The 15,929-nt window shown below is 54.9% G+C and carries 14 protein-coding genes; 8 read left to right on the top strand and 6 right to left on the bottom strand.

Going from position 1 to position 15,929, the window contains the following annotated elements; all coding sequences use genetic code 11:
- Positions 1–87: 87 nt before the first annotated feature.
- Entirely contained in the window at positions 88–1,035 is a 948-nt protein-coding gene (locus tag AC6I8L_RS13395) for a sugar-binding transcriptional regulator (RefSeq protein ID WP_058961288.1), read from the bottom strand.
- Between the two features lie 194 nt (positions 1,036–1,229).
- Here AC6I8L_RS13395 and dalD point away from each other — a divergent pair, with 194 nt between their 5' ends.
- Genes dalD through AC6I8L_RS13380 form a run of 3 tightly spaced genes read left to right on the top strand, consistent with a single transcriptional unit; the run spans position 1,230 to position 5,398 of the window.
- Positions 1,230–2,618, top strand: coding sequence for a D-arabinitol 4-dehydrogenase (gene dalD, locus AC6I8L_RS13390; RefSeq protein ID WP_058961289.1), 1,389 nt, complete (start codon positions 1,230–1,232; stop codon positions 2,616–2,618).
- A 2-nt stretch (positions 2,619–2,620) separates the two neighbouring features.
- Complete coding sequence (xylB, locus tag AC6I8L_RS13385) at positions 2,621–4,090, top strand: xylulokinase (protein WP_058961290.1); 1,470 nt, start codon at positions 2,621–2,623, stop codon at positions 4,088–4,090.
- 27 nt (positions 4,091–4,117) lie between these two features.
- Complete coding sequence (locus AC6I8L_RS13380) at positions 4,118–5,398, top strand: MFS transporter (RefSeq protein WP_058961291.1); 1,281 nt, start codon at positions 4,118–4,120, stop codon at positions 5,396–5,398.
- A 35-nt stretch (positions 5,399–5,433) separates the two neighbouring features.
- Here the strand turns inward: AC6I8L_RS13380 and AC6I8L_RS13375 are convergent, their stop codons facing one another.
- Entirely contained in the window at positions 5,434–6,327 is an 894-nt protein-coding gene (locus AC6I8L_RS13375; RefSeq protein ID WP_058961292.1) for a TIGR01777 family oxidoreductase, read from the bottom strand.
- A 202-nt stretch (positions 6,328–6,529) separates the two neighbouring features.
- On the opposite strand from AC6I8L_RS13375, the gene yfcF reads away from it, so the two are divergent.
- Both yfcF and yfcD read left to right on the top strand, forming a co-directional pair.
- A complete protein-coding gene (gene yfcF / locus AC6I8L_RS13370; RefSeq protein WP_038645717.1) occupies positions 6,530–7,171 on the top strand; it encodes a glutathione transferase in 642 nt (213 codons plus the stop codon).
- Between the two features lie 111 nt (positions 7,172–7,282).
- Positions 7,283–7,828 carry an NUDIX hydrolase YfcD gene (gene yfcD, locus AC6I8L_RS13365; RefSeq protein ID WP_034825091.1) on the top strand — a complete coding sequence of 182 codons (546 nt, stop codon included), beginning with the start codon at positions 7,283–7,285 and terminating at the stop codon, positions 7,826–7,828.
- Between the two features lie 46 nt (positions 7,829–7,874).
- Here the strand turns inward: yfcD and AC6I8L_RS13360 are convergent, their stop codons facing one another.
- The 3 genes from AC6I8L_RS13360 to ackA all read right to left on the bottom strand — a co-directional run bounded on the left by AC6I8L_RS13360 (position 7,875) and on the right by ackA (position 13,076).
- Positions 7,875–9,134, bottom strand: coding sequence for a 4-aminobutyrate--2-oxoglutarate transaminase (locus AC6I8L_RS13360; protein WP_058961293.1), 1,260 nt, complete (start codon positions 9,132–9,134; stop codon positions 7,875–7,877).
- A gap of 521 nt (positions 9,135–9,655) precedes the next feature.
- A complete protein-coding gene (gene pta, locus AC6I8L_RS13355) occupies positions 9,656–11,800 on the bottom strand; it encodes a phosphate acetyltransferase (protein ID WP_182058733.1) in 2,145 nt (714 codons plus the stop codon).
- Between the two features lie 73 nt (positions 11,801–11,873).
- Positions 11,874–13,076 carry an acetate kinase gene (gene ackA, locus AC6I8L_RS13350; RefSeq protein ID WP_034825086.1) on the bottom strand — a complete coding sequence of 401 codons (1,203 nt, stop codon included), beginning with the start codon at positions 13,074–13,076 and terminating at the stop codon, positions 11,874–11,876.
- Positions 13,077–13,416: 340 nt separating this feature from the next.
- Between ackA and yfbV the strand changes: the two genes are divergently transcribed.
- The 3 genes from yfbV (at position 13,417) to AC6I8L_RS13335 (ending at position 15,189) form a co-directional block, all read left to right on the top strand.
- On the top strand, positions 13,417–13,869 hold the full coding sequence (yfbV, locus tag AC6I8L_RS13345; RefSeq protein WP_034825085.1) for a terminus macrodomain insulation protein YfbV: 453 nt from the start codon (positions 13,417–13,419) through the stop codon (positions 13,867–13,869).
- Between the two features lie 151 nt (positions 13,870–14,020).
- Positions 14,021–14,515 carry a YfbU family protein gene (locus tag AC6I8L_RS13340; RefSeq protein ID WP_058961294.1) on the top strand — a complete coding sequence of 165 codons (495 nt, stop codon included), beginning with the start codon at positions 14,021–14,023 and terminating at the stop codon, positions 14,513–14,515.
- Positions 14,516–14,529: 14 nt separating this feature from the next.
- Positions 14,530–15,189, top strand: a complete 660-nt coding sequence (locus AC6I8L_RS13335) for a sugar phosphatase (protein WP_058961295.1) — start codon at positions 14,530–14,532, stop codon at positions 15,187–15,189.
- A gap of 26 nt (positions 15,190–15,215) precedes the next feature.
- Here AC6I8L_RS13335 and yfbR read toward each other — a convergent pair whose 3' ends face one another.
- A complete protein-coding gene (yfbR, locus tag AC6I8L_RS13330) occupies positions 15,216–15,815 on the bottom strand; it encodes a 5'-deoxynucleotidase (protein ID WP_479399087.1) in 600 nt (199 codons plus the stop codon).
- Between the last annotated feature and the right edge of the window lie 114 nt (positions 15,816–15,929).

The following is a 15,929-nucleotide window of genomic DNA, read 5'->3' as shown; positions in this document are numbered from 1 at the left end:
GCGCCAGGGATGGCGCGGGCTGAGGCCCAGGGATGGTTTATGCCGTCTTTACGATCTGCCCCCGCTTCCTGAGCAGGCGCTGAAAACTCACTCTCGCAGTAACCTCAGCGCCGTATCTTCATCGGTTACCAGTCCCGACACCCAGCCGCCCTGCAAGGCAGCCCGAATCGCCGGATACTTCCGCTCGCTGCCTGAAAAACCAATAATCTTGCGCTGTGTCTGGCTCTCCAGCAATACGCTGGTCAGTAGCTCATCGGTTTCGCCCCACACGCGCTCACCTTGCTGATTGAAAAAGTGACCGAGCATTTCGCCTACCACGCCGCGTGCATTCAGTGCCTCAACCTGTGCATCGGTGATAAATCCTTCGGCATTTAACGGACAACCCGGCATCACTTCCCCAATACCAACAAAGGCCACGTCCGCCTGCAATGCGCGATCGGTGACGCGCTGATAAACCTGATGCTGCACCCACATCGCTTTATCCTGTGGTGTGTCGGCATACAGCGGCGCAGGAATGAAGAAATACTTGCCCTGCATCTTCTCCGCCATCTTCAACGGCACGTCATAGCGTGTGCCCGAATCATCTCGCGCGATGGCGCCAATCATCGAAACGCACTGATGCTGCGGGCGATCCACCCATGGCAATGCATCGATCATTGAGCGGAGAGTCTTGCCCGAACCAATGCCAAACACCTGCGGGGCTTCCTCATTGATGAACTGTGACATCACCGCCGCGCCTTCCACCGCCAGCATCTGTTGAATGGCGTCATCATTCAGATTGGCCGACGGCACCACGCGGCACAGATCCAAAGCAAACTTCTCCTGCACCTCACGTGCCAGTTGCAGACAGCGCGTCACAGGATGATCAATCTTCACGCTCACCATGCCCATTTCACGTGCGCTGGAGACCAGGCGCTGCGCTACCTGACGTGATAATCCCAATGCCTGCGCAATCTCCTGCTGCGTTACGCCTGCGACGTAATACATCCACGCGGCACGCGCGGCCAGCTCCTGTTTTTTCTCTTCTCTGCTCATCACGCTGTTCCGTCTAAATCGATGCGTCATCTTATCGCGTGTTTTACGAAAAGCACTAACTGAGCAAAAGCCCTAAAAAAGAGCAAAAGTATTATTTGTGATAAAGCTCGCAGAATAATCCTCGCCTCGAGCACTATGCTAAACGTCATCGGGCAAATGCCCTGTAATGTGGCAAATGTTTAATTGAGGCGATTATGACCAATCAATCAGTGTGGATGCACATCGGCGCGGGATCATTTCATCGGGCACATCAGGCGTGGTATCTGCATAAACTGCGCGAGCAGGGAGACGAAAACTGGGGCATCGCACTCGGCAATATTCGCAATGACGCGGTGCCGCTGCTCAATCAGTTAGCGGCACAGAACGGCGAATATGTGCTGGAAACCGTGACGCCTGAAGGTGAGCGCGACTATGAAACTATCACCTCAGTGCGCAAAATTTTGCCTTGGGATAGCGAAATCAGCGCGCTAGTCGAGCAGGGAGCCAATGCCGACACTCGCGTGATTGGCTTTACCGTAACCGAGGCGGGTTACTACTTAACGCCGGAATTCACCCTGGATCTTAACCAGGCAGACGTGAAGGCCGACCTGAGCGGCGATATCCGCACTATCTATGGCGCACTCAGCCGTATCCTGACGAAGCGTGTTGTGCAGGGCGGCGCGCCAGTCACACTGCTGAACTGTGACAACCTGCGCCACAACGGCGAGCGTTTCCGTGAGGGTTTCCTCGCCTTCCTTGCGGCCAAAGGCGATACCGCGCTGGCAGATTGGGTGCGCACGCAGACCACTTCACCGAATACCATGGTGGATCGCATCACGCCACGTCCTACACCAGATGTGGCGGAGCGCGTGCAAGCCGCAACCGGCAAACAGGATAGCGCAGCGGTGATGGCGGAATCCTTTATTCAGTGGGTGATTGAGGATGACTTTATTGCCGGACGCCCGGCGCTGGAAAAGGTCGGTGTTGAGCTGGTGGAATCGGTGCTGCCGTGGGAAGAGGCGAAAATCCGCATCCTCAACGCGACGCATGCTGCGATTGCCTGGGCGGGCACGCTGATTGGCTTGAACTATATCGATGACAGCACCCGTCATCCGGCGATTTATCAACTGGCGCACGACTACGTCACTCAGGATGTTATTCCCTCCCTGTCGCCCAGCCCGCTTGATTTAGCCGAATACCGCGACGTAGTGCTGGCCCGCTTCAGCAACCCTTACATCAAAGACACCAATCAGCGCGTAGGCGCTGACGGCTTGTCTAAAATTCCCGGCATGGTGACGCCAACCCTGCAACAGTGCTACCAGCGCGGTGCGCAGCCCAGTGCAACGGCGGTGATTCCGGCGCTGTTCTTCCTGTTTATGCAGCGCTGGGCCAATGACGATCTGCCGTATTCCTATCAGGATGGTGCGCTACAGGCCGATGCGCTGCGTAACCAGTTCGCCAGTGCCGATCCGCTGAAGGCCTTCCTGAGTGATAACGCGCTGTTTGCGGAACTGGCCAACGATAAGGCGTTTCATGCCCTGGTGACGCGTCGTGTTGAGAGTTTGCAGCAGTGGCTGAAACAGCCAGAACTGGCGGCGGTGTAATCATGTATCTCGGCATCGATATTGGCACCTCAGAACTTAAAGCGCTGATCGTTAATACAGACGGCGAGATTGTGGCGTCGCAGCACGCCACGCTGGCTGTGCAGCGTCCGCATCCCCATTGGGCAGAACAGGATCCCGAACGCTGGTGGCAAGCCTGCGCCGAGGTGCTGGCGGCATTGCGTCATCAATCTCCTGATGCGTGGGCCGAGATTCGCGCCATCGGCTTGTCCGGTCAGATGCACGGTGCTGTGCTGCTGGATGCGGATGGCAAGGTACTGCGTCCGTGCATCTTGTGGAACGACACACGCAGTGCGCCGCAGTGTGAGGTGCTAAGGAAGTGCTATCCGCAGATGATGGCGATCAGCGGCAACATGATCATGCCTGGCTTCACCGCGCCGAAGCTGCGCTGGGTGGCAGAGCATGAGCCGGAGATCTTCAGCCGCATCGATAAGGTTTTGCTGCCCAAAGATTACCTGCGCTGGCGTCTTACCGGGCGCTTTGTCAGTGAACCTTCCGATGCTGCCGGCACGTTGTGGCTGGATGTGGCGCAGCGTGATTGGTCCGATGAACTGCTGGGCATCACCGGGCTGACGCGCGCCCAGATGCCCGAACTGGTGGAAGGCAGTGCAGTGAGTGGCCGTTTGCAGCCAGCACTGGCGAGCGAGTGGGGCTTATCCACTTCGGTGACGGTGGCGGGTGGTGGCGGTGACAATGCCGCTTCAGCGGTTGGCGTGGGTGCAGTGAATCCGGGCGATGCCTTTATTTCACTGGGCACGTCCGGCGTGATCTTCGTGGTGAACGATCGCTTACAGGCCGATCCGCAATCTGGGGTGCATGCCTTCTGCCATGCGCTACCGGGCCGCTGGCATCAGATGAGTGTGATGCTCAGCGCCGCCAGTTGTCTGCGCTGGCTGTGCAATCTGCTGTCGGTGAGCGAAAGCCAACTGATGGAGGAGATGGCACAACTCAGCGATGAACAACTGCGCCGCGCACCGGTTTTCCTGCCTTATCTGTCAGGTGAGCGCACACCGCATAACGATCCTGACGCCTCAGGTTCTTTCTTCAATCTACGCCACGAAACGCCGCGTGCCTTGCTGGGCTATGCGGTGATTGAAGGTGTGGCATTTGGGCTGGCGGATGGGTTAGCCGTGCTCGGTGACGCTCAGCATCACATTCAACAATGCAGCCTGACCGGCGGCGGTGCGCGTAGCACGCTGTGGGCACAGCTGATTGCCGATGTGCTGCAACTGCCCATCGTCACCCATCCGGCCAGCGCATCGGGGGCACTGGGCGCCGCGCGTTTAGCCTGGCTGGCCGATGGTGGCAATGAGCATGAGGTTTGCCTGAAACCTGCGGTACAGGCGCGCTATCAACCGGACGTGACGCGAGGTGCCGTGCTGCAACAGCGGCTGCGTCTGTTCCGCGAACTCTACATCCAACAACAACAGGTGCGCAGCTTGCTGCCTGCATAACGGCTTACCGAACAGAAGGTGATTGTGATGCAATCGAACGAATACTGGTTTGGCTTACCGAAAAAGATGTTCTGGGGCTTCCTCGCTATCGCGATTTTTATGGCGGGTGATGGCTTTGAAATGGCGTTTCTGTCACGCCATATCACGGATATGGGCTTTACGCCTGCGCAATCTGCGGTGGTGTTTACTTTCTATGGTTTAGCGGCGGCGCTGGCGGCTTGGGCGTCTGGCGTGGTGGCAGAGCTGATCACCCCGCAGCGCGCGATGATGATTGGCTTTGTGCTGTGGATCGTGATGCATGCGCTGTTTATGTCGCTGGGACTTGGCCTGCGCAACTACCCGCTGATGGTGCTGTTCTACGGCATCCGTGGATTGGCTTATCCGCTGTTTATCTACTCGTTCATGATGATGCTGGTGCAGGTCTTGCCACGTGAGAAACTGGCAGCAGCAACCGGCTGGTTCTGGGCAATGTATTCCGTCGGCATCGGCGTGGTCGGCAGCTACCTGCCAAGTCTGACCATCCCGATGTTGGGGGAAACCGGGACGCTGTGGCTGGCAATCATCTGGGTGGCCTGTGGTGGGATTCTGGCGTACTTTAGCCTGCGCAACGTGCCGGTGGATCGCTCACGTGTGAATTTGCCGATGCGTGACAAAATGACCGAGATGTCGCGGGCCGTGACCATCCTGTTCACCAATCAGCACGTGTTTTATGCCTGCCTGATTCGCATCATCAACACGCTGTCGCTGTTTGGTTTTGCCATCATCATGCCACTGCTGTTTGTCGATCGTCTCGGCTTCACTATCTCTGAATGGCTGCAGATCTGGGCGGTGTTCTTCTTTGTCACCATTTTCACCAACATCTTCTGGGGCATCACCGGTGAGAAGCTAGGCTGGATCCGTCAGGTGCGCTGGTTCGGTTGCCTCGGAATGGCGATTTCCAGCCTGATGTTTTATTACCTGCCACTGTATGCCGGTCATAACTTCTGGGTGGCACTGATTCCGGCGGTAATGCTGGGGATCTTTGTGGCGGCATTTGTACCGATGACGGCGGTATTTCCAACGCTGGAACCGCATCATAAAGGTGCCGCCGTCTCGATCTACAACCTGTCGGCGGGCCTGAGCAATTTCGTGGCTCCGGCTATCGCCTCAGTGATGCTGCCGTTCTTTGATATTGTCGGGGTGGTATGGGCTTATACCGCGTTGTATGTGTTTGCGGGGGTGCTGACCTTTATCATTCGCGTGCCGCAGCCGGGACACACGCGTGAAGCGAGGGCGGTGAAATCGCGAGTAGCGGAACAACGCAGCTAAGTGAAAAACGGCGGCTCAGGGCCGCCGTCTGTTTATCAGACCACATCCTGCAGCGCTTCCTGCAAATCATACCAGCGGAAGCCAAAACCCGACTCCTCCAGCCGTTTCGGCAAAACATGCTGCCCACCCAGCACCAGCACGGCAGATTCTCCCATCATCAACTTAATCGCGCTGGCTGGGGTGCGCATAAACGCCGGTCGATGCATTACGTGGCCGAGTGTGGCGGCGAACTGCTCATTGCGCACCGCATAAGGCGCAACCATATTGAACGGTCCGCTCAGGTCGTTATTGTCGATCAGCCAGATGATCGCGTTAACCAGATCGTCAATGTGAATCCACGGCAGATACTGCTTCCCACTGCCAATCGGACCGCCGACGCCAAGTTTGAACGGCAGCTTCATTTTTGCCAGCGCGCCGCCTTCCTCTGCCAGCACTACGCCAGTGCGTAATAAACAAACCCGGGTGCGATCGCTCTGTGCATTAAGTGCCAGCTGTTCCCAACGTGCACACAGGGCATGAGTGAACTCATCGTGACCGGGATCGTCTTCCGTTAATACCAGATCGCCGGTATCGCCATAAAAACCGGTCGCGGATCCGGAAATTAAAAAATGCGGTGGGTTGCTGCTGGCGTGTATCAGCGAAACGATTTGCTCGGTGATCTGCCAGCGACTTTCACACAGCCGCTGTTTCTGTTGTTCGGTCCAGCGTTTATCGGCGATCGGCTCGCCCGCCAGATTAATCACGCCATCAATACCGTCGAGATCGTTTTGCTGATTGATACCGGACCATAGCGAAACGCGAGGATCCAGTTTGTCCCGTGCCGCCGCGACATCTCGGGTGACGACGTTCACCTGATGTCCGAGCAACAGCAGACGCGGTATCAAATGGCGGCCTATCAAACCTGTGCCACCGGTAATAAGCAGGTGCATGCTGAGCCTCCTTGTAATTTATTTTCTGCTCAGACTGATCATAGAAGAGAAGCGCACGGATAGCGTGACAGCGCTTACGCTAATGAAGAAAAAGGGAAAGTTTGTGTTGGTCTTAAGGTCAAAGATCCGACCAGCACACCATTGCCTAAACAAATAAAAATCGGTAAATAGAAAGCACACCTGATGCTTATTGAGGCAGCCGATGAACTATCCATCCATCACCTTGTGGTCCGATGCATCCTTTTTCAGCCCTTACGCTATGTCTGTCTACGTTGCACTCACCGAGAAAGGCATTCCTTTCACCCTAAAGCGCGTGGACCTGGCGCAAAACGCCCAGCTTGATGATGACTACCGCGCGCTGTCGCTGACCTGTCGCGTACCTACGCTGCAGATTGATGATCTGGTGCTCAATGAATCTTCAGCGATTGCTGAGTACCTTGAAGAGCGTTTCCCGGCCCCTGAATTCGAGCGTCTCTATCCACGCGATCGTGAAAAGCGTGCGCACGCGCGTGAAGTGCAGGCGTGGTTGCGCAGTGATTTAATGGCGCTGCGTGCTGAGCGTCCGACGGAAGTGCTGTTTGCCGGCGAGCGCTTTGCGCCATTAACTCCGGCTGGTGAGCAGGCGGCAAGCAAGTTGATTGCGGCGGTTCAGCGCCTGCTACCGGATGGACAACAAAACCTGTTTGGTGAATGGTCGATTGCCGACACCGATTTGGCGGTGATGATTAACCGGCTGGCACTGCATGGCGACACGTTACCGGTGAAATTGCAGCATTACGCCGAGTTTCAGTGGCAACGCGCCTCAGTGCAATTGTGGCTGGCCGAATCGGGCAAATCGCGCTAAGCACGAAGAGCCTTGCGGAGGCGAAAAGAACGCTTTACCTTACCGCTCATTCTAATAAGGCATCGCAAACAGGCGCGTGCTGGGCACGCCGAAAACAGAAAAGGGTTACGGATGGTGGATCAAACGGCAGATAGCGGTATCGAGTGGGTTGATATCGTTAGTGAAGAGAACGAAGTCATTGCGCAGGCCAGCCGTGCGCAGATGCGTGCGCAGAATTTGCGTCATCGTGCGACCTACATCGTGGTGCATGATGGTATGGGCAAAATTCTGGTGCAGCGTCGTACTGAAATCAAAGACTTCATGCCGGGTATGCTCGATGCGACCGCCGGTGGCGTGGTGCAGAGTGGTGAAGACATGCTGGAATCTGCACGCCGTGAAGCGGAAGAAGAGTTGGGGATCGCCGCAGTGCCGTTTGCCGAGCATGGTAAATTCTACTTCGAAGATGAGCACTGCCGCGTCTGGGGCGGATTGTTCAGCTGCGTTTCTCATGGTCCGTTTGCCATGCAGGAAGAAGAAGTCGACGAAGTGTTCTGGATGACACCAGAAGAGATCACCGCGCGCTGCGATGAATTCACCGACGACTCGCTCAAAGCCGTATCACTGTGGCTGAGCCGCAACAGCGATGCCGCGCGTCGCAAGCAGAGCAGCGAATCCTGATTTCCGCTACGTTCGAACAAGGCGCCAAACGGCGCCTTTGTTATTTCTAGTGCTCACGTAAAATGTCTTTGAGCAGTTGCAGGGCCTTATCAAACTGCGGCTGTGGAATCGTCAGCGGGTAAAGGAATCGGATCACATTACTGTGTACGCCACAGGTCAGTAAAATCAGCCCTTGCGCCAGCGCCTGTAACTGAATCGCTTTGGTGATTTCTGCTGATGGTCGGCCTGAGTCATCCTGAAACTCTGCCGCAACCATTGAGCCGTACCCACGCACCTCAGCAAGGGATGCGCATCCAGCACTCCGCAAAGTGGCACTGAGCTGTTCGCCCAATTGATTAGCGCGTGCGCACAGCTGTTCTTCATCAATAATATCCAGCACGGCATGCGCGGCGGCTATCGCGGGCGGGCTGCCCGCATAAGTGCCACCTAAACCACCCGGTTCAGGGGCATCCATCACTTCGGCACGCCCAGATACGGCCGATAACGGAAACCCGCCCGCCAGACTTTTTGCCATGGTGATCAAATCTGGCTGCACATCGTAATACTCAGTGGCGAACAGCTTGCCGGTGCGTGCAAAACCGCTCTGAATCTCATCGGCGATTAACAAGATGCCGTGACGATCGCACAGCGCGCGCAACGCAGAGACAAACTCCGGCGGCGCAATATAAAAACCGCCTTCGCCCTGCACCGGTTCAAAGATGATCGCCGCCACCTGCTGTGGACTAATATCGCTGCGGAAAATCGCTTCCAGACTCTCCAATGCCTGATGCACGCTCACATTGTGCAGCGCATTAGGGTAGTGAGCATGAAACACCGAGCCGGCAAACGGACCAAAGCCGGTTTTGTAAGGCACGACTTTGCCCGTCAACGACATGGTCATATTGGTGCGCCCGTGGAATGCGCCAGTGAACGCAATAACGCCGGGACGGCCCGTCGCCGCGCGGGCAATCTTCACCGCGTTCTCCACTGCTTCTGCACCGCTGGAAAAGAAGGTGGTTTTCACCTCGCCGCTCATTGGCACGCGCTGGTTAAGCCGCTCAGCGAGATGAATATAATTCTCGTAAGGGATGACCTGAAACGCGGTATGGGTAAAGCAATCCAGCTGCTGCTGCACGGCTGCCATCACTTTAGGATGACGATGTCCGGTATTCAGCACCGCAATGCCTGCCGCGAAGTCAGTGTATTCACGCCCATTCTGATCCCAAACCGTGGCGTTTTCCGCCTTCACCGCATAGAAATCACACATCACACCCACACCGCGCGGCGTGGCCTTCAATCGACGACGGTGCACATCACTGTTGCTCATCATTCACCTCGCAAGTCACGGGAGCCTGTCATCAGTGTGAGCGGCAGGATGCTTTTTCGCCAGTGAACCACTGCGTGAAAGTCGCCACGTTACATTCGCTCTGAATACGAAGGTGTGCGCCACAAAAGCGATGATGAAGTTTGAAGGGCAGGGAAGAAGAGTATTAACAGAAACGTACGACATAGCCTTTCATGACAAACAGTCAGAATGCTGAGGTGTTTACCACAAAAGCGATGATCAAGTTTGAAAGGCAGGGAAGGCCAGTGCGAAGAGCGAAGCGTCCGCGCCATGGACGGCGCGGCCGATCTGCAGGGATGCGTTAATCCTTCGCGATCGGACTGGCCTTCCCTGTCGTTTACACCGGGCATTCAGCAACAACTGCACCCAGCCCACAGCGACAATCGCACCCAGCCCACAGCAACAACAGCACCCAACCTTCACCACCCACCAATCTTAAAGCAAAAAAAAGAGCACAAGGTCTAACCCTCATGCTCTCCACATTCAGCGGCAAGAAAAAGAAATTAGCCTTCCGCCTGCTGTGACTGAATCGCGGTCAGTGCGATGGTATAAACAATGTCATCCACCAACGCGCCACGTGAAAGATCGTTCACTGGCTTACGCATACCTTGCAACATCGGCCCGATGGAAATCAGATCTGCCGAACGCTGTACCGCTTTATAAGTGGTATTACCGGTGTTCAGATCCGGGAAGATAAACACGGTAGCGCGACCTGCAACCGCTGAGTTTGGCGCTTTTGATTTCGCCACATCTTCCATAATCGCGGCGTCATACTGCAATGGACCATCGATCACCAGGTCAGGACGTTTCTCCTGCGCGATACGCGTCGCCTCGCGTACCTTCTCAACATCGCTACCCGCACCAGAGTTACCGGTTGAGTAAGAAATCATCGCCACGCGTGGATCAATACCAAAGGCCTTAGCAGAGTCCGCAGATTGAATAGCGATCTCTGCCAGCTGTTCTGGATTCGGATCCGGGTTAATCGCGCAGTCACCGTACACCAGCACCTGCTCAGGCAGCAGCATAAAGAACACGGAAGACACCAGTGAACTGTTTGGCGCGGTCTTGATCAACTGCAACGGCGGACGAATGGTATTGGCGGTGGTATGAACAGCACCTGACACCAAACCGTCCACTTCACCGCGCTCCAGCATCATGGTGCCGAGCATCACGTTATCTTCCAGCTGCTCCTGCGCGACCACTTCGGTCATGCCTTTGCTCTTACGCAACTCAACCAAACGCGGCACATAATTCTCGCGCACCACTTCTGGATCGACAATCTCAATGCCCTGGCCCAGCACCACACCCTGAGCGGCAGCCACACGCTGGATCTCGTCAGGGTTACCCAACAGTACACAAGATGCAATGCCACGCTCGGCACAAATCGCCGCCGCTTTCACCGTACGCGGCTCGTCGCCTTCTGGCAGCACAATGCGTTTGCCTGCTTTACGTGCCAGCTCGGTCAGTTGATAACGGAAGGCTGGTGGAGACAGACGACGGCTACGTTCGGAAGTTGCAGTGAGTGACTCCACCCAATCGGCATCGATAAAGCTGGCCACATACTCCTGCACCTTCTCAATGCGCTGGGTATCATCTGCAGGCACTTCCAGATTAAAGCTCTGCAGGCTCAGCGAAGTCTGCCAGGTATTGGTTTTCACCATAAACACCGGCAGGCCCGTCTGGAAGGCGCGTTCACACAGACGCGCAATCGGTGCTTCAATCTGATAACCACCGGTCAGCAACACGGCACCGATCTCAATACCGTTCATGGCGGCGAGACAAGCTGCAACCAGCACGTCTGGACGATCGGCCGATGTCACCAGCAGTGAACCCGGACGGAAGTGCTCCAGCATATGCGGAATGCTACGTGCGCAGAACGTCACCGATTTCACGCGGCGGGTCTGGATCTCACCTTCGTTAATAATCTCTGCATTCAGATGGCGGCACATATCGATGGCACGCGTCGCGATCAGATCGAAACTCCAGGGTACACAGCCCAGAATCGGCAATGGGCTGTTAGCAAACAGCTGCTTAGGATCGATATTGGCAATATTTGCTTTCGTCGAATCATCGAAAATTTCAGACAGGTCAGGGCGCGTACGACCCTGCTCATCCACTGGCGCGTTCAGTTTATTAATGATCACGCCGGTGATGTTTTTGTTCTTACTGCCGCCAAAGCTGCTTTGCGTTAATTCAATGCGCTCTTTCAACTGCGCAGGCGAATCATTGCCCAGCGCCGTCACGAACACGATTTCCGCATTCAGGGTTTTTGCGATTTCATAGTTCAGTGAAGAGGCAAACTGATGCTTGCGGGTTGGCACCAGTCCTTCAACCAACACCACTTCTGCGTCTTGCGCATTAGCGTGGTAGTTAGCAATGATCTCTTCCATCAACACGTCTTGCTGGTTCGAACCCAACAGTGACTCAACGCGTGACATCTGCAGCGGTTCAGCGGCAGGGATCGCGGAGTTCTTACGAATGATGGTGGTGGTCTGATCGGGCGCATCGCCGCCCGCACGTGGCTGGGCAATCGGCTTGAACACGCTCAGGCGAACGCCTTTGCGCTCCATGGCACGAATCACGCCGAGGCTGACGCTGGTCAGGCCGACGCTGGTGCCGGTAGGGATGAGCATGATTGTACGTGACACTATAAAAACCTCTCAGGTGTTGCAGACTAGCCAAAACAACTCCGTCAGCCTGAGCTGACGGAGAGAAGTGTATTTAGGCGGTCAGACGCGCGGCGTCCTGGGCGATAACCAACTCTTCGTTGGTTGGGATCACCACGGCCGGGCGGGTGCCCTCTTTGTTGATAAAGCCAGACTTACCGAAGCGGGCCGCGAGGTTACGCTCGTGATCCACTTCAAAGCCCAGCAGACCCAGTTTCGCCAGCGCCAGCTCACGCACCATCGCCGCGTTCTCACCGATACCACCGGTGAATACCACGGCATCCAGACGACCTTCCATCAGCGCGGTGTAGCTGCCGATGTATTTCGCCAGACGATGGCAGAACACGTCCATCGCACGCTTGGCATCTTCTTTGGTCGCGTAGTTGTCTTCAACATAGCGGCAGTCACTGGTGACTTCGGTCAGACCCAGCAGACCAGACTCTTTGGTCAGCAGTTTATTGATCGCATCCACACTCATACCGAGGGTGTCATGCAGGAAGAACACGATAGCCGGGTCGATATCACCACTGCGGGTGCCCATCACCAGACCTTCCAGCGGCGTCAAACCCATAGAAGTATCGACGCACTGGCCGTTACGGATTGCAGAGACTGAACCGCCGTTGCCGAGGTGGCAAGTAATGATATTCAGTTCATTAACTGGCTTGTTCAGCATTTTGGCGGCTTCCTGAGTCACATAGTAGTGGCTGGTGCCGTGTGCGCCGTAGCGACGAACGCCGTGCTCTTTGTACAGTTTGTACGGCAGGGCATAAAGATATGACTCTTCCGGCATAGTCTGATGGAATGCCGTATCAAAAACCGCCACATTCTTATCTGACAGATGAGGGAAGTTCTTCAGTGCTTCGTCGATACCGATCAGATGCGCCGGGTTGTGCAGCGGAGCAAAAGAGGAAGCATCTTTAATGCCCTGAATCACCGATTCATCGATGATGACTGATTTTGTCAGCTGCTCGCCACCGTGGACGATACGATGGCCGATTGCAGCGATTTGTGCCGAAAGCTCTGGTTTTTGTGCCAGAATAGTTTTAACAATGAAGTTCAGCGCTTCACTGTGCGCTGCACCTGCACCCAGAGGTGCTTCTTGTTTGCTGCCTTCCAGTTTCCATTTGATACGCGCTTCTGGTAAATGGAAACACTCCGCCAGACCTGACAGATATTCGTCACCGGTGGCTGGATTGAGGATGGCAAACTTAAGGGAGGAGCTGCCGCAGTTCAGAACCAGTACTAACTTCGTTGACATGGAAGTACCTATTGATTAAAGAGTGGCTAAAAATAACGCAATCAGACTAACAGCGTAGCCCATGAATGCTGGTAGATTAATGATTAACATCATGCGGTAGTCAAAAAGAGACCGACATGCAAAAAAAATTTCGGTAATTTTACGCAGATTTTTGAAATCTGCTTAGCGAAACATGGCTCTGAACCGCTCTTTTATTGAGCTGAAGCTTCCGGTAATGTTGCTAAAACGGCGTCAGAATACCCACTGTCACCCGCAAAGACAAAATCTTTTGAAGGATGTCACGTAAAGTTGTGTAGTTATCATTTTATTTTAATCGTTGCAGAATTAGTTGAGGTCTATCATGGCGAATGACACAAGCAATCCCGGCTGGTTTGGTTTATTCCAGAACGGTCAGCGTTACATGAAGACCTGGCCAGCCGATAAGCGACTGGCACCCATGTTCCCGGAAAACCGCGTGGTGACGGCAACGCGTTTTGCCATCCGCTTTATGCCCCCGCTGGCGATATTCACCCTGACGTGGCAAATCGCCATGGGCGGACAGTTGGGACCGGCGATTGCCACTGCACTGTTTGCCTGCAGTCTGCCGATGCAGGGATTGTGGTGGCTGGGTAAGCGCTCCATCACGCCATTGCCGCCGACGTTGCTGCACTGGTTCCACGAAGTGCGCGCAAAACTGGAAGAAGCGGGACAAGCGATTGCCCCTGTTGATGGTAAACCGACTTATCAGGCGCTGGCCGATGTGCTGAAGCGCGCCTTCAAACAACTCGACCGTACCTTCCTCGACGATCTTTGATCGATCATCCCCTTTTACTGCCAGAGAATGTGTGCAGTAACCGGGTTTAAATCAAAGAAAAGTGATGCGGGCAAACACGCATCGCTTTACTTGTGTAATCATTTATCCATTGTTTAAATCTTAAGCGGCCGTGATGGCCCGGGAGCGAACCGTGGAAATGACCCATGCACAACGACTGATCCTCTCCAATCAATACAAAATGATGGCGATGCTTGAGCCGGAAAATGCGGAGCGCTATCGCCGCTACCAGACCATCATCGAACGGGGCTACGGCCTGCAACTGCGCGAACTCGACAAAGAGTTTGGCGAGCTAACGGAAGCCACCTGCCGCCAACTCATCGATATTATGGAAATGCACCATGCGCTGCATGTCTCCTGGTCGAACCTGAAAGAAGCCAATAGTATCGAAGAGCGCCGTCTGGCGTTTCTCGGCTTTGATGCGGCCACCGAGGCGCGCTATCTCGGCTATGTGCGCTTTATGGTGAACGTCGAAGGACGCTACACCCATTTTGATTCTGGAACTCACGGCTTCAATGCTCAGACGCCGATGTGGGAAAAATACCAACGTATGCTGGCGGTGTGGCACACTTGTCCGCGTCAGTATCATCTTAGCGCGAACGAAATCGCGCAGATTCTCAATGCCTGAATAAGGAGCAACGCGTGGAGTACAGGGGTTTTCTGTTTGATTTGGACGGTACGTTGGTGGATTCGTTGCCTGCGGTGATCCGCGCATGGTCATTGTGGGGCGAGCGCCAGGGTCTTGCGGCGGAAGAAGTCCTGAACTTCATACACGGTAAGCCAGCGATCAATTCACTGCGCCATTTTATGGCAGGCCAGTCTGAAGAGGCGATTCAGGCGGAGTTTATGTGGCTTGAGCGTTTAGAAGCAGAAGACACGCAGGGCGTGCAAGCGATACCGGGGGCAAAGGCATTGCTCGCCACACTCAACGAACTGCAGATTCCCTGGGCAATAGTGACCTCAGGATCTATCCCGGTGGCTCACGCGCGTCACAAAGCGGCGGGTTTACCCATGCCGGAAGTGTTCATTACCGCAGAAAACATCAAATTGGGTAAACCGAACCCGGAGCCGTATCTGCTGGGTGCTGAACGCCTGGGACTGCCTGCAGCGGAATGCGTTGTGGTTGAAGATGCGCCCGCCGGCATCATTGCCGGGCTGGAGGCGCGCAGTGCAGTGGTTGCGGTTAATGCCCCCACGGATGCCCCGCGCCTGAATGAAGTGACCTGGCAGGTGAAAACACTGGAACCGCTGGTGGTTTCACCTACAGAAAACGGCATGTTTACGCTTTCTGCCAACGTCTGACAGAACGGGCCATAGCGGCCCGTTTTTTATAATGGGGTATCCTGAGAAATTTCATCCAGCGACAGGCTAAAGCTTGGAATGAATATCTCTACAAAGAAATCCATTTCAGGGGAACGACGCTGTGACAGTGTTTTCTCCAGACGTGCCTTAGCCAGCAAAAACTCGTTATTTCCTGCTGACAGCTCTTCCAGACATTTCACGTAGGCGCACAGCGCGTCAGCCTGCTTCACCACCGCTTGTTCACTCTCGCTATGTAAATGCTCGTCAATCAACGGACGGTAGGCATCCTGCAATTCCGGCGGCAACATCTCGATCAACTTCTGCTGAGCGATCTTTTCGATCTTTTTGTACTCATGAGCAATTTGCGCGTTGTAATACTTCACCGGCGTGGGTAAATCACCGGTCAGCACTTCACTGGCATCGTGATACAGCGCCAGCATCGCAATACGCTCTGCATTGAGATTGCCGTTAAATTTTTTGTTTTTGATGATGGCCAACGCATGCGCCACCATCGCCACCTGAAGACTGTGTTCAGAGACATTTTCGGTGCGAACGTTGCGCATCAATGGCCAGCGATTGATCAGTTTAAGACGGGAGAGATGAGCAAAAAAGTGGCTACGGGTCATAGACGGTTCCTGTTCTCACGGCGGGGAAGGAGTGCCTTCCCCGAGATGAAAACAGTATATACCCTTCATACTTCGGGTTGCATGTGCGTTAGCTGCGTTCACTTACCCAAGTCG

This window comes from Type-E symbiont of Plautia stali, from assembly GCF_059731115.1.
This window is presented reverse-complemented; position numbering and strand designations above follow the sequence as displayed.